General features: G+C 70.2%; 13 protein-coding genes. 2 read left to right on the top strand and 11 right to left on the bottom strand.

What is annotated here, in order from left to right:
• Positions 1-17 precede the first annotated feature (17 nt).
• Positions 18-974 carry a 2,3,4,5-tetrahydropyridine-2,6-dicarboxylate N-succinyltransferase gene (gene dapD / locus ABC304_RS11570; RefSeq protein WP_412930807.1) on the top strand — a complete coding sequence of 319 codons (957 nt, stop codon included), beginning with the start codon at positions 18-20 and terminating at the stop codon, positions 972-974.
• A gap of 12 nt (positions 975-986) precedes the next feature.
• Here the strand turns inward: dapD and ddaH are convergent, their stop codons facing one another.
• The 7 genes from ddaH to ABC304_RS11535 all read right to left on the bottom strand — a co-directional run bounded on the left by ddaH (position 987) and on the right by ABC304_RS11535 (position 6287).
• Positions 987-1748, bottom strand: coding sequence for a dimethylargininase (gene ddaH, locus ABC304_RS11565; RefSeq protein WP_412930806.1), 762 nt, complete (start codon positions 1746-1748; stop codon positions 987-989).
• A gap of 31 nt (positions 1749-1779) precedes the next feature.
• Positions 1780-3111 carry a citrate synthase gene (locus tag ABC304_RS11560; protein WP_412930805.1) on the bottom strand — a complete coding sequence of 444 codons (1332 nt, stop codon included), beginning with the start codon at positions 3109-3111 and terminating at the stop codon, positions 1780-1782.
• A gap of 205 nt (positions 3112-3316) precedes the next feature.
• Positions 3317-4420: a succinyldiaminopimelate transaminase gene (gene dapC, locus ABC304_RS11555; RefSeq protein ID WP_412930803.1), complete on the bottom strand. Its 1104-nt coding sequence runs from the start codon at positions 4418-4420 to the stop codon at positions 3317-3319.
• Between the two features lie 22 nt (positions 4421-4442).
• Positions 4443-4763, bottom strand: a complete 321-nt coding sequence (gene fdxA, locus ABC304_RS11550) for a ferredoxin (protein ID WP_127095816.1) — start codon at positions 4761-4763, stop codon at positions 4443-4445.
• A gap of 9 nt (positions 4764-4772) precedes the next feature.
• Positions 4773-5195 (bottom strand): histidinol dehydrogenase, encoded by a 423-nt coding sequence (locus tag ABC304_RS11545; protein WP_412930802.1) that lies wholly within the window; start codon positions 5193-5195, stop codon positions 4773-4775.
• Positions 5196-5220: 25 nt separating this feature from the next.
• Positions 5221-5535: an AzlD domain-containing protein gene (locus tag ABC304_RS11540; protein ID WP_412930800.1), complete on the bottom strand. Its 315-nt coding sequence runs from the start codon at positions 5533-5535 to the stop codon at positions 5221-5223.
• Positions 5532-6287 carry an AzlC family ABC transporter permease gene (locus tag ABC304_RS11535; RefSeq protein WP_412930798.1) on the bottom strand — a complete coding sequence of 252 codons (756 nt, stop codon included), beginning with the start codon at positions 6285-6287 and terminating at the stop codon, positions 5532-5534. Before ABC304_RS11535 ends, ABC304_RS11540 begins: the two co-directional genes overlap by 4 nt.
• A 70-nt stretch (positions 6288-6357) precedes the next feature.
• On the opposite strand from ABC304_RS11535, the gene ABC304_RS11530 reads away from it, so the two are divergent.
• Complete coding sequence (locus ABC304_RS11530) at positions 6358-6699, top strand: DUF2200 domain-containing protein (RefSeq protein WP_412930796.1); 342 nt, start codon at positions 6358-6360, stop codon at positions 6697-6699.
• Between the two features lie 31 nt (positions 6700-6730).
• Here the strand turns inward: ABC304_RS11530 and typA are convergent, their stop codons facing one another.
• From typA to ABC304_RS11510, 4 genes are all read right to left on the bottom strand, one after another.
• Entirely contained in the window at positions 6731-8644 is a 1914-nt protein-coding gene (gene typA, locus ABC304_RS11525; RefSeq protein ID WP_412930794.1) for a translational GTPase TypA, read from the bottom strand.
• Between the two features lie 184 nt (positions 8645-8828).
• Positions 8829-10511: an ABC transporter family substrate-binding protein gene (locus ABC304_RS11520; RefSeq protein ID WP_412930792.1), complete on the bottom strand. Its 1683-nt coding sequence runs from the start codon at positions 10509-10511 to the stop codon at positions 8829-8831.
• Positions 10512-10575: 64 nt separating this feature from the next.
• Positions 10576-12720 (bottom strand): ABC transporter ATP-binding protein, encoded by a 2145-nt coding sequence (locus tag ABC304_RS11515; protein WP_412930790.1) that lies wholly within the window; start codon positions 12718-12720, stop codon positions 10576-10578.
• Complete coding sequence (locus tag ABC304_RS11510) at positions 12713-13630, bottom strand: ABC transporter permease (protein ID WP_412932925.1); 918 nt, start codon at positions 13628-13630, stop codon at positions 12713-12715. Before ABC304_RS11510 ends, ABC304_RS11515 begins: the two co-directional genes overlap by 8 nt.
• Positions 13631-13635 lie beyond the last annotated feature (5 nt).

The raw sequence follows: 13635 nt of genomic DNA, 5'->3' as shown, positions 1-13635 counted from the left end.
TTCGCTAGCGTGGAGGCATGACCGGACAGCGATGGATCTGGGGCCTCGGCCTCGCGACGACGGCCGCCGACGGAACAGTGCTCGACACGTGGTTCCCCCAGCCCCAGCTGGGTCGGCTGCCGCTCGGCTTCGACCCCGCTCTGCCCCCTGCGGAGCTCGATCGCTTCGCCGTCCCTGACCCGCGACGCGCGGTGACGGTCGACGTGGTGGCCGTCGAGATCGACGCGGATGCCGCGCCCACCTCCACCTCGGACGCCTATCTGCGCCTGCACGCGCTGTCGCACCGCCTGGTGGCGCCGGGCGAGATCGACCTCACGGGGATCTTCGGCCACCTGCCGAACGTCGCCTGGACCAGCGCCGGACCGATGCACCCCGACGACGCCACGCGCCTCCGGCCCTTCCTCCAGCGGGACGGCATCCAGATCCAGGGCCTCGACAAGTTCCCGCGGCTGCTGGACTACGTGACGCCACCCGGGGTGCGCATCGCCGACGCCTCGCGCGTCCGCCTCGGCGCGTACCTCTCCCCCGGCACCACCGTCATGCACGAGGGCTTCGTGAACTTCAACGCGGGCACGCTCGGCGCCTCGATGGTCGAGGGGCGCATCTCACAGGGCGTCGTGGTCGGCGACGGCAGCGACATCGGCGGCGGTGCGTCGATCATGGGCACCCTGTCGGGTGGCGGCACGCACCGGATCGCCGTGGGCGCGCGCACGCTGCTGGGAGCCAACGCCGGCATCGGCATCTCCCTCGGCGACGACTGCATCGTCGAGGCGGGCCTCTACATCACGGCGGGCTCGAAGGTGGTCCTGGCTGACGAGCCGCCGACCGCCGATGGGCGGCGTCCCTCCGTCAAGGGCGCGGAGCTGTCGGGCCGCGACGGGCTGCTGCTGCGCCGCAACTCGCTGAGCGGAGCGATCGAGGCCGTCCGCCGCGCGGGTGCCGGCGTGACGCTCAATGAGGCGCTGCACGCCTGAGGCGCGGCCGGCTCACTCCCGCAGGCGCACCGACAGGCAGGTCACGCACCCCTCGAGCTTCTCGAACTCGCTCACGTCGACGGTCACGACGTCGAGGCCGCGGTCCTCCAGGAGGGCGCGCGTCTGCGGAGCGTCCGATGACATCAGCACGGTGCTCTCATCGAGCACGACGACGGCCGTGCCGTGCTCCTCGGGCACGGCGAGGAACTCCGGGAACAGCGCCGGGTCGTCGACGAGAGGCGTGAAGCCGATGACCGTGCCGTCCGGCAGCGACGTCACACCCGACTTGAGGTGCAGCACACGCGAGACCGGGATCTCGACGACCTCCCACCCCGCCGGCTTCACCGCGGCGCGCAGCTGCGCGATGCCGTCGGCGTTGGTCCGCGACGATGCGCCCACGTACACGGTGCGGCCGACCTTCAGCACGTCGCCGCCGTCGAGCGTCCCCGGGGCGGTGATCGTCGAGAGCCGCAATCCCACGGCCTCGGCCGCCGCCCGCACGGTGTCGGCCTCGCCCCGCCGCGACTCCGCTCCCGCCCGGCACAGCACGGCCAGGTCGCCGAAGACGATGATCGCGTCCTCCACGAAGACGCCGTCGGGCTGGTCGTCCGCAGGTTCGACCTCCACGACCTCCCACCCGCGCGAGCGGAAGACGTCGACGTATCCCGCCCATTGACGCGCCGCCAGGTCGGCGTCGACGGCGACGCGTTCGAGGTGCGTCAGCTCCCCGTCGGCGAGGCGGGGCGAGGGACGACGGACGAGAAGGCGGGGCATCCCCCGACCCTACCGATCCGCCGCCGGAGCCTCAGGCGGACAGACCGGGGTAGTCGCGCGCGGGCGCACCCGTGTACAGCTGCTGCGGGCGGCCGATCTTCGTCTGCGGGTCGTTGATCGCCTCGCGCCACTGCGCCAGCCAGCCCGGCAGGCGGCCGATGGCGAACAGCACCGTGAACATGCGCGTCGGGAAGCCCATCGCCTTGTAGATCACGCCGGTGTAGAAGTCGACGTTCGGGTAGAGGCGACGCTCCTTGAAGTAGTCGTCCTCCAGCGCGATCTGCTCGAGCTCCTTGGCGAGGTCCAGCAGCGGGTCGCTGATGCCCAGCGCCTCGAGCACCTCGTCGGCGGACTCCTTGACGAGCTTGGCGCGCGGGTCGTAGTTCTTGTAGACGCGGTGTCCGAAGCCCATGAGCTTCACCCCGTCCTCCTTGTTCTTGACCCGCTCGACGAAGCGCTGCACGCTTTCTCCGGAGTCGCGGATGCGCCCGAGCATCTCGAGGACGGCCTCGTTCGCGCCGCCGTGCAGCGGGCCGTACAGGGCGTTGATGCCCGCGGAGATCGAGGAGAACTGGTTGGCGCCCGTGGAGCCGACGAGCCGCACCGTCGAGGTGGACGCGTTCTGCTCGTGGTCCTCGTGCAGGATGAGCAGGCGCTCCAGCGCCCGCGACATGACCGGGTTCACCTCGTACACCTCGGACAGCACGCCGAAGTTCAGCTTGAGGAAGTTGTCGACGAAGCTCAGCGAGTTGTCGGGGTAGAGGAAGGCCTGCCCGACGCTCTTCTTGTGCGCGTACGCCGCGATCACGGGGAGCTTAGCGAGCATCCGCACCGTGTTGAGCTCGACGTGCTCGGGGTTGTGGGGGTCGGACTGGTTCTCGTAGTAGGTCGAGAGCGCCGAGACCGCGGAGGACAGCACCGACATCGGGTGCGCGGTGTGCGGGAGGGCGGGGAAGAAGCGCTTGAGGTCTTCGTGCAGCAGCGTGTGACGGCGGATGCGCTCGTCGAACTGACCCAGCTCATCGGCGGTCGGGAGCTCGCCGTAGATCAGCAGCCAGGCCACCTCGAGGTAGCTGCTGTTCTGCGCGAGCTGCTCGATCGGGTAGCCGCGATAGCGCAGGATACCCTTGTCGCCGTCGATGAAGGTCACGGCCGACTTCGTCGCGGAGGTGTTCACGAACCCGTAGTCCAGCGTCGTGTGGCCGGTCTGGCGCGTGAAGGTCGAGATGTCGACACTCGGGATGCCGTCCGTGCCGGTGAGCACCGGGAACTCGGCGGTCCGATCCCCGATCGTGAGCCGGGCCGTCGTCGGCGCGGCCTCAGCCGGAGTGGACGTGTCCTTGGGGGTGCCCGCGTCGTTCACGAAGCCTCCATGCGATTTCTGGTCGGTCAGGGGTGCCTTCGACCCGTCGGCTTCGCAAGGGACGCGTCATCCGAGGTTCCGGCGTGCGGGGCCGGGGATGCCGCACCGCCGCGTTCATACAGCCTAGTGGGCCTGCCGGCCTCCCTCCGTTCCGCCCAACGCGCGGAGGCATCCCCTGGAGGAAACCTCCAGATCACCACCGGCATCAGGCCGCAAGGCGCTCCGCGGCGGCGCGGATGCGCTCATCGGTCGCGGTGAGCGACAGCCGGATGTGCTGCGGGAAGTGCGGTCCGTAGAAGTGACCGGGGCCGACGAGGATGCCGAGCCCGGCCATCCGCTCGACGCTCTCCCACGCATCCCGGCCCTCGGTCGCCCAGAGGTACAAGCCCGCCTCGCTGCGGTCGATGCGGAAGCCTGCGGCCTCCAGCGCGGGCTTCAGCACGTTGCGTCGGGCACGGTACAGCGCCTTCTGCGCCCAGACGTGCTCGTCGTCGCCGAGCGCCGCGATCATCGCCGCCTGAACGGGGCCGGGCGCCATCAGCCCCAGATGCTTGCGGGCGGCGACCAGGCGCGCCACGAGCTCCGGATCGCCGGCGAGGAACGCCGCGCGGTAGCCGGCGAGGTTGGACTGCTTCGACAGCGAGTAAACCGAGAGCACCCCGCGCAGGTCGTCGCCGACGACGGCGGGATCCAGGATGCTGGGGGTCGCGGCATCCGCCCACGGCTCGTCCCACCCCAGCTCCGCGTAGCACTCGTCCGACGCGATCACCGCGCCGAGCTCGCGTGCCCGCGCGACCGCGAGGGCGAGGTCGGCCGCATCGCGCACCGCGCCGTCGGGGTTGCCCGGCGAGTTGACCCAGACGAGCCGGGTCCCCTCCGGCCACTGCGCGGGATCGTCGGCGGCGACCGGTGTCGCTCCGGCGAGGCGCGCGCCGACCTCGTACGTCGGGTAGGCCGCGCGCGGGTGCACGACGATGTCGCCGTCGCCGAGGCCCAGCAGCAGCGGCAGCAGCGCGACGAGCTCCTTCGAGCCGATCGTGGGGAGCACGTTCTCCGGGGTCAGCCCCGGCACACCGCGGCGGCGCGCGTACCAGGCGACGATCGCCTCGCGCAGCGCGGGCGTCCCCACGGTCTGCGGGTAGGAGTGCGCGTCGGTCGCGCGGGTGAGGGCGTCGGCGATGAGCGTCGGCGTCGGGTCGACCGGCGAGCCGATGGACAGGTCGACGATGCCGTCGGCGTGCGCGCGTGCGCGCGCCGCGTAGGGCGCCATCGCGTCCCAGGGGTAGTCGGCCAGATCGGTGACCGCCATCAGCGCGCGCTCCGGCGGAGGATCACGAGCCCTGGGGAGGAACGGCGGTGACGACCGGGTGGTCCTTGTGGATCACGCCGACCTTGGCTGCGCCGCCCGGGGACCCCACGTCTTCGAACCACTCGACGTTCGCCTTGTAGTAGTCCGCCCACTCCTCGGGGAGGTCGTCCTCGTAGTAGATCGCCTCGACAGGGCAGACAGGCTCGCAGGCGCCGCAGTCCACGCACTCGTCGGGGTGGATGTACAGCATCCGGTCACCCTCGTAGATGCAGTCGACGGGGCATTCGTCGATGCAGGCACGGTCCTTCACATCGACGCACGGGAGGGCGATCACGTAGGTCACTCCCCCAGTCTAGTTCGGTCGGGCGTCCTCGCTCCGCGCGGCGGAGGGCGCGCCGGAGTCCCGTGCGGCCGAGAGATCCGGCCACGCCAGGACCACGGCGACGAGCACCGGGACCGCGATGGTCCAGATGATGCCGGTGCCGATGGTGCCCTCGGGCGGCTGCGGCACGATGACCGAACCGCCCGGTCCGGCCCCCGAGAAGATCAGGGTCGCCGTCATGATGCCGAGACCCACGAGCAGGGTCGACCAGCGATCGCCGGTGAGCAGGCGCACCGCGGCGAGCAGGGCCGCGCTGCCGATGATCGCGAGCATCAGCCCCAGCGGGAAGACGCCGACGGAGAAGCCCTGTGCGATCGTGCCGGCCAGGCCGTAGACGACGCCGACCACGACCGCGATCACCCAGGTGACGAGGCGGGGCAGCAGCGAGCTCATGCTCCGAGTGTAGGCGCGTCGCCTCTCAGGCCGCCCAGCCCCAGAGCCGCAGAAGAGCGGCCGATGCCGCGGCCGCCGCGACCACGACGAGGAACGGCGCACGCACGAGCAGCAGTCCCGCGGCGATCAGCAGCGCCGGCACACGCGCGTCGACCACGACGTCCTGACCGACGCCGAGCGCTTGCACGCCGACGAGGGCGGCCAGCAGCGCGACGGTGAGGAGGTCGGCGATGCGCGACGGCCGCGGCGCCTCCAGTACCCGGGGCGGCACGAGGTAGCCGAGCGTCTTGAGCGCCACGCAGATGATCGCCGAGAGCAGCACGGCCGTCCACAGGGTCACGGCAGGCCCTCGAGCTCGGGCACGTCGTCGGGTTCGGCGGAGCGGTCCTCGCGGCCGAGCCAGTTGAGCCACCCCACGACCACGGCCACCAGGGCGGCCACGATGACGGGCAGACCGGGCATGAGCACGGGGGTGAGGACGACGGCCAGGACGGCGGCGGCGACGCCGACCGCGATCGGCTGGAGCGCGCGCAGCCGCGGCCACAGCAGCGCCAGGAACGCCGCAGCGGCCGCGGCATCCAGTCCGTACGCCTTCGGATCCCCGAGCACGTCACCCAGCAGCGCGCCGGCGAGGGTCGACAGGTTCCAGCCCGCGTAGATGCCGAGGCCGGTGACCCAGAAGCCGATGGTCCGCGCGCGCGGGGAATCCTGTGCGAGCGACACCGCCGTCGACTCGTCGATCGTGAACTGCGCCGCAGCGGCCCGTCGCCAGAAGCCGCGGCCGATCACCGGCGACATCCGCATGCCGTAGGCGACGTTGCGCACGCCCAGCAGCGACGCCGACGCGATGGCGGCGGGAGCCGCGGCGAGCCCACCGGCGCCGATCACGCCGACGAAGGCGAACTGCGATCCGCCCGTGAACATCAGCAGGCTGAGCACGCAGGTCTGCCACACGTCGAGCCCGGAGGCCACGCTCAGCGCCCCGAAGGAGATCCCGTAGGCGCTCGTCGCGAGCGCGACGCCCAGCCCGTCGCGCCATGCGCGACGCTCCGCCCGACCGGGGTCGGGCACGACGGGGAGATCGGAGGCCACCGACCCATCATGTCGGGCCGCCGGCCGACCCATCGACACGAGCGGATGCCGCGGGTCTACCCTCGACGACATGGAGCGCATCTTCGCCATGCCGGTGTCCCGCGTCTACCCGCTCTACGTGCAGAAGGTGGAGCGCAAGGGACGCACGCGTGCGGACGTGGACGAGGTCACGCAGTGGCTGACCGGCTACTCGCAGGAGGAGATCGACGCGCACCTGTCGGCCGACACGACGTTCCGCGACTTCTTCGCGCAGGCGCGGCTGAACCCCGCCGCATCCCTCATCACCGGCGTCGTCTGCGGTGTGCGCGTGCAGGAGATCGAGGATCCCCTCATGCAGCGGATCCGCTATCTCGACAAGCTCGTCGACGAGGTGGCGAAGGGGAAGGCGATGGCGAAGATCCTCAGATCCTGACGCCACCGCCCTCAGCAGCCTCACGCGAAGGTCAGACCGAGGCGTCCTGGCGCTTGAGGCGGGCCGTCGCGCGGGCGCGCTCGGTCGCGTCGAGGTTCACCTTGCGGATGCGGACCGTCTCGGGGGTGACCTCGACGCACTCGTCCTCGCGGGCGAACTCGAGGCTCTCCTCCAGCGACAGCACGCGCGACGGCGTCATCGACTCGAACGTGTCGGAGGTCGACTGACGCATGTTGGTCAGCTTCTTCTCCTTCGTGATGTTGACGTCCATGTCGTCGTTGCGCGAGTTCTCGCCGATGACCATGCCCTCGTAGACCTCCTGCGTGGGCTGCACGAAGAAGGACATGCGCTCCTGCAGCGCGATGATCGCGAAGGGCGTGACCACACCGGAGCGGTCGGCGACGATCGAGCCGTTCTGGCGCGTGACGATCTGACCGGCCCAGGGCTCGTAGCCGTGCGAGATGGCATTGGCGATGCCGGTGCCGCGGGTGGTGGTGAGGAACTCGGTGCGGAAGCCGATGAGGCCGCGCGAGGGGACGACGAACTCCATGCGCACCCAGCCGGTGCCGTGGTTGGTCATGTTCTCCATGCGGCCCTTGCGGGTCGCGAGCAGCTGTGTGATGGCGCCGAGGTACTCCTCGGGGGCGTCGATCGTGAGGTGCTCGAAGGGCTCGTACGTCTTGCCGTCGACCTTCTTCGTGACCACCTGGGGCTTGCCGACCGTGAGCTCGAAGCCCTCGCGGCGCATGTTCTCCACGAGGATGGCGAGGGCGAGCTCTCCGCGGCCCTGCACCTCCCACGCGTCGGGGCGTCCGATGTCGACGACCTTGAGCGAGACGTTTCCGATGAGCTCGCGGTCGAGGCGGTCCTTCACGAGACGGGCGGTGAGCTTGTGGCCCTTCACCTTGCCGGCGAGCGGCGAGGTGTTGGTGCCGATGGTCATCGAGATGGCCGGGTCGTCGACGTGGATCTGCGGCAGCGGCCGCACGTCCTCCGGGTCGGCGATGGTCTCGCCGATGGTGATGTCGGGGAAGCCCGCGATGGCCACGATGTCGCCGGGGGCCGCGCTCTCGGCCGGGTAGCGCTCGAGGGCGCGGGTCTTGAGCAGCTCGGTGATGCGGGCGCTGCTGACGGTGCCGTCCGCACGCACCCAGGCGACGGTCTGACCCTTCTTCAGCGTGCCGTTGAACACGCGCAGGAGGGCGAGGCGGCCGAGGAACGGGCTGGAGTCGAGGTTGGTGACCCAGGCCTGCAGCGGCGCGTCGTCGTCGTAGGAGGGGGCGGGGATGTGCTCGAGGATCGCGCCGAAGAGGGGCTCGAGGTCGTCGTTGTCGGGCAGGCTGCCGTTGGCGGGCCGGTTGAGCGACGCGGCGCCGGCGCGGCCGCTGGCGTAGACCACGGGCACGTCGAGCAGAGCGTCGACGTCGAGGTCGGGCACGTCGTCGACGAGGTCGGACGCGAGACCCAGCAGCAGGTCGTGGGCCTCCTCCTCGACCTCGGCGATGCGGGCGTCGGGGCGGTCGGTCTTGTTGACCAGCAGGATGACGGGGAGCTTGGCCTCGAGGGCCTTGCGCAGCACGAAGCGCGTCTGAGGCAGCGGACCCTCGCTCGCGTCGACGAGGAGGACGACGCCGTCCACCATCGACAGGCCGCGCTCGACCTCGCCGCCGAAGTCGGCGTGGCCCGGCGTGTCGATGACGTTGATGGTGATCTCTTCGCCGCCGGCGTGGACGCCCTTGTAGGTGATGGCCGTGTTCTTGGCCAGGATCGTGATGCCCTTCTCACGCTCGAGGTCGTTCGAGTCCATCGCGCGCTCGTCGACGTGCGCGTGCTCGCCGAACGAGCCGGTCTGACGGAGCATGGCGTCGACGAGGGTCGTCTTGCCGTGGTCGACGTGGGCGACGATCGCGACGTTGCGGAGATCTGAACGGAGGGCGCGCGCCATGGAGAATCCTTGCAGAAGGGGAAAGAAGAGAGCCGGCGGATGAGGGAGAAGTCCCGTGGCCGGATGACCAGCCTACCGCAGGCGTCCCTGGGAACTTCCGGGAGCGCGCCGACAGGGCGGGGTCCCGGAGGATCCCCGCCCCGCCGTCTGCAGGACTGAGCGGCCGTGGCCGCGCGTCAGTCGATCAGGAGGTGGCCCAGCCGACCTTCGTCCAGTCGATGGTCTCGAACTGGGTGGCGCCCCAGTTCACGAGACCGTCCTTGACCGCGTAGACGTTCGGCAGCGGAGCGATCGGGAACATGGGCACGTAGTCCCAGATCACGTCGTTGATCTCCTTCGCCGTCTCGATGCGCGCGTCGGCGTCGAGCTCGGAGTTCGCCTTGTCGAACAGCGCCTCGAGGCGGTCATCGGTGGTGCCGGTGAAGTTCGACTCGGAGTCCAGCGGGTAGTACAGCGCCTCCGACGACGAGATCGGGAAGGGCGTGCCGACCCAGGAGAACGACACCATCTCGAAGTTGCCCGGGATGACGTAGTCGCTGAAGTACTGCTGAGCCGGGACGGTGTTCAGCTCGACGGGGATGCCGGCCTCGGTCAGGTCGGCCTGCACCTGCTCCGAGCGCTGGATGTTCGTCGCCGTGTCGGCCGGAACGGTGATGCTCAGCTTGAGGGCCTCGCCGTCCTTCGTCCAGCTGTCGCCCTCCTTGGTGTAGCCCGCGTCGGTCAGGAACTGCGCGCCGGCCTCGGGGTCGTAGGGCAGCGCCTTGTCCTCATAGCCGTTCTGGCCGGGCATGAAGATGTAGTCGCCGTTGGTGACCGGGGGCGCGTCCACGGGCGTGTTCGCGGAGGCCGCGATCTGCTCGCGGTTGACGATCGACGCCACGGCCTTGCGGACGTTGACGTCGGCCAGCGGGCCGGACTTCGCGTTCATGGTGACGTGCGTCCAGGTGGTGCCGCCGGAGGTCTGGATGGCGGCGTCCGAGCGGGTCTGGGCCGTGGAGTACAGGTCGGCGTTGGCCGAGATGTACAGTGCGTCCAGCTCGCTGTTCGCGAACGACGAGCCCTGCTGGTCCTGGCTCACGGCCTTGAACAGCACGGTTTCGAGCTTGGGGGTCTCGCCCCACCAGTTCGGGTTGCGCTCGAGCGTGACGACCTGGCCGGTCGTGTCGATGCTCGAGATGATGAACGGCCCGCTCGACGGCGGCGCCTGCGTGCGGTAGCCGTTGTTGTAGGCCTCGACGTCGCTGGAGATGGCGGCCGGCAGCAGTCCGCCGGTGAAGAGCGCCTGCCAGTCGGCGTAGACGGACGAGAAGGTGATGACCATCTCGTACTCGTCGGCACCCTGCTCGATCGAGGAGATGTCCTCCCAGCCGGCGTTCGACGCCGCGGTGTACGCCGGGTTCGTGCCGTTCTGGGCGGCCCAGAACGCCTGGTAATCGGCGACCGTGATGGGCGTGCCGTCCTGCCAGACGGCGGACGGGTTCAGCTTGATCGTGACGACCTGGGGGTCGTCCTGCGTGACCTCGGCCGAGGAGGCGTAGTTCTCGTCGAGGACGGGGGTGCCGTCCTCCTCGATCTTGATGGGACCGCCGGTGCTGAGCTCGGCGATGTCGACGGTGTCCGCCTCGTTGCCGTCGACCTCGTTGATGTTGAACTGGACGGGCAGGGAGCTCACGGCCAGCGTCAGCGTGCCGCCGTCCTGCACGTCCGCGGCGTCCGCGCGCACCCAGGCGGTGGCGGGCAGCGCGGCGACCTCCGACGGGTCGGCGCTGGGGGCGGCCGAGTTTCCGGCTGCGCAGCCCGAGACGATGAGCGCCGCAGCGCCGAGCATCGCCAGGGAACCGAGCGTCTTCACACTCCGAGTTCTCATGTGATCGTTCCTCTCGTTTCTTTGGGGAGCCCCGGCACGGCTTGGTGCGGCCGGCCGGGGGGTCTCAGGGGGTGGCCGCCGCGACGGCGACCACGTCGACGAGCGACGACTGGTCGACGTGGTGGCAGGCCACGCGTGCGCCGCCGTGCGGCAGCAGCGACGGGTCGAGTTCGCGGCACTTCTGCTTGCGGGACTCGTCGACGAGCTCGTACAGCGGGCACCGGGTGCGGAAGCGGCATCCGGTGATCTCCTGCGTCGGACTCGGCAGGTCGCCCTTCAGCAGGATGCGCGCACGCCCACGCTCGATCCGCGGATCGGGGATGGGCGCCGCCGAGATGAGGGCCTTCGTGTACGGATGCCGCGGGTTGTTGAACACCTCGGCGATGGGCCCCTGCTCGACGACGGCGCCGAGGTACATCACCGCGACGTCGTCGGCCATCTGCCGCACGACCGCGAGGTCGTGCGCGACGAAGATGTAGGACAGGCCGAGCCGCTCCTTCAGGTCTTCGAGCAGGTTGATGACGCCGGCCTGGATCGACACGTCGAGAGCCGACAGCGGCTCGTCGAGGACGATCACGGACGGATTCGTCGCGAGCGCGCGGGCGATGCCGATGCGCTGGCGCTGTCCGCCGGAGAACTCGTGCGGGTAGCGGTCGGCCATCGATCCGTCGAGGCCCACGAGGTCGAGCAGCTCGCCGACGCGCTGGTCGCGCGCGGCCTTCGACGCGCCCTGCACGAGCAGCGGCTCGGTGATGACCTCGCCGATCGGCAGACGGGGGTCGATGGCGCCCATCGGGTCCTGGAAGACGATCTGCACGTCGCGGCGGAGGCCCTTGAGGTCCTTGCCGGAGACCGACGAGACGTCCTTGCCCTGGATGGTGATGCGCCCGTGCTGGGGCTTGGCCATCTCCATGACCTCGAGGATCGTCGTGGTCTTGCCGCAGCCCGACTCGCCGACGAGGCCGAGGGTGCGCCCGGGGCGCAACTCGAAGCTGACGCCGTCGACCGCGCGCACCGTGCCGATGCGACGCGGGAACACGGCACCCTTCATGAGCGGGAAGTGGCGCTTCAGGTCTTCGACCACGATGACGGGGGCGTTGCCGGTCTCGGCGATCTCCTCCTCCGGCAGCGGCTCCGGCCGGGGGAACACGTCGGCGCGCGTCAGCTCGCCCCGCGCGATCTCGCCCGAGCGGATGCACGCCGCCAGGTGCGGCGGCTCGCTGCCGGGGTCGTAGGCCTGGAGGGGCGGCTCGATGGTGCGGCACTCGTCGATCGCGATCGGGCAGCGCGGCGCGAACGGGCAGCCCGACGGCAGGCTGCTCAGCGACGGCGGGCGCCCCTCGAGCGGGACGAGTCGCTGCGAGCCCGCGGTGAGCATGTTCGGCACCGAGCGCAGGAGGCCGATCGTGTAGGGCATGTGCGGCTCGTGGAAGATCTCGTCGGTGGTGCCGATCTCGACGAGCTTGCCCGCGTACATGACGCCCACCCGGTCGGCGTGGCCGGCCACGACGCCCAGGTCGTGCGTGATGAGCACGACCGCCGCGCCGGTGATGTCCTTCGCCTTCTCGAGCACCTCGAGGATCTGCGCCTGGATGGTGACGTCGAGCGCCGTCGTCGGCTCGTCGGCGATGATCACCTTCGGGTCGTTCGCGATCGCCATGGCGATCATGGCGCGCTGGCGCATTCCGCCCGAGTACTCGTGCGGGAAGGCCCGCGCACGGCGCTCGGCGTCGGGGATGCCGACGGTCTTGAGCAGCTCGATCGCGCGCGCCTCGGCGCCCTGCGCCGACAGCCGGCGGTCGTGCAGGCGCAGCGCCTCGCCGATCTGCTGGCCCACCGAGTAGACGGGGGTCAGAGCAGACAGCGGGTCTTGGAAGACCATCGCCAGCTCCTTGCCGCGGATGCGCGACAGCTGGGCGTCGTCCATCGACAGCAGGGAGCGGCCGTCGAACTCGATCTCGCCCTGGATGCGGGCGCTGGAGGGCAGCAGGCCCATGACGGCGAGCGATGAGACCGACTTCCCCGAGCCCGACTCCCCCACGATGCCGAGGAACTCGCCCGGGTGCACGTCGTAGGAGATGCCGCGGACGGCCTCGACGTCGTTGCCGTCGCGCTGCGGGAAGGTGACGCTCAGGTCGCGGACCGAGAGCAGGGGCGCGCCGGAGCGCGCTCCGCGGCTCGAGAGACCGGCGAAGACGGGTTCAGCCACGGTTCACTCCGGAGGTGGGGTCGATGGCGTCGCGCAGGGCGTCGCCGATGAGGCTGATCGCGAACAGGAGCGCGATCAGCACCATCGCGGGGAAGACGAAGAGCCACGGACGCGTCAGCGCCGCGGCGGTGCCGTCGGCCAGGAGCGTGCCGAGCGACACGTCGGGCTTCTGCACGCCGAAGCCGAAGTAGCTCAGCGAGGTCTCCGACATGATCGCCGCCACGACGCCGAGGGTGGCGTCGATGATCAGCAGCGACGCGATGTTGGGGATGATGTGGCGCCGCAGGATCGCGCCGGTCGGCATGCCCATGTAGCGCGCCGCCCGCACGAAGTCCCGATTACGCAGGGATCTCGTCTGGCTCCGCACGACCTGGGCCATGATCATCCAGCTGAAGATCGCCAGGAACACCGTCAGCGCCACCCACGACAGGCCTTTGTAGAGCGGGCTGAGCAGGACGAGGATGAAGAACGCGGGGATGACCAGCAGCAGGTGGACGAACCATCCGATGGTCTTGTCGACCCAGCCGCCGAGGTATCCCGCCGTCGATCCGACGATGGCGGCGATAATCGTGGCCGCCGGACCCGCGATGAGGCCGATCACGAGCGACTTCTGCAGGCCAGAGAGCGTCTGGGCGTAGATGTCCTGCCCGATCGCGTTGGTGCCGAACCAGTGCATCATCGTCGGGCCGAGGTTCATGTTGTACGGGTCGCGCTGCGTCGGCGTCCACTGGTACAGAAGGGGTCCGAGGAAGGCCCACAGCACGATGAAGACCAGCACCGATGCGCCGACCCAGAACCGCGGCATCCGCTTCAGCCGGAGCCAGACGAGTCCGTTGCGCGACAGCGGCCGGCGAGCCTGGGTGATCACCTTGTCGTCGTCGAGCGATGCCTCGATGACGTCTTCCTGCATGACGC

It is taken from the genome of Microbacterium jepli, assembly GCF_047237905.1.
GTDB lineage: Bacteria > Actinomycetota > Actinomycetes > Actinomycetales > Microbacteriaceae > Microbacterium.
This window is presented reverse-complemented; position numbering and strand designations above follow the sequence as displayed.

Excerpts from the sequence above, each read along its gene's own strand:
- dapD (WP_412930807.1), top strand. The coding sequence starts at position 18 with ATGACCGGACAGCGATGGATCTGGGGCCTCGGCCTCGCGACGACGGCC.
- ddaH (WP_412930806.1), bottom strand. The coding sequence starts at position 1,748 with ATGCCCCGCCTTCTCGTCCGTCGTCCCTCGCCCCGCCTCGCCGACGGG.
- dapC (WP_412930803.1), bottom strand. The coding sequence starts at position 4,420 with ATGGCGGTCACCGATCTGGCCGACTACCCCTGGGACGCGATGGCGCCC.
- ABC304_RS11545 (WP_412930802.1), bottom strand. The coding sequence starts at position 5,195 with ATGAGCTCGCTGCTGCCCCGCCTCGTCACCTGGGTGATCGCGGTCGTG.
- ABC304_RS11530 (WP_412930796.1), top strand. The coding sequence starts at position 6,358 with ATGGAGCGCATCTTCGCCATGCCGGTGTCCCGCGTCTACCCGCTCTAC.
- typA (WP_412930794.1), bottom strand. The coding sequence starts at position 8,644 with ATGGCGCGCGCCCTCCGTTCAGATCTCCGCAACGTCGCGATCGTCGCC.
- ABC304_RS11520 (WP_412930792.1), bottom strand. The coding sequence starts at position 10,511 with ATGAGAACTCGGAGTGTGAAGACGCTCGGTTCCCTGGCGATGCTCGGC.
- ABC304_RS11510 (WP_412932925.1), bottom strand. The coding sequence starts at position 13,630 with ATGCAGGAAGACGTCATCGAGGCATCGCTCGACGACGACAAGGTGATC.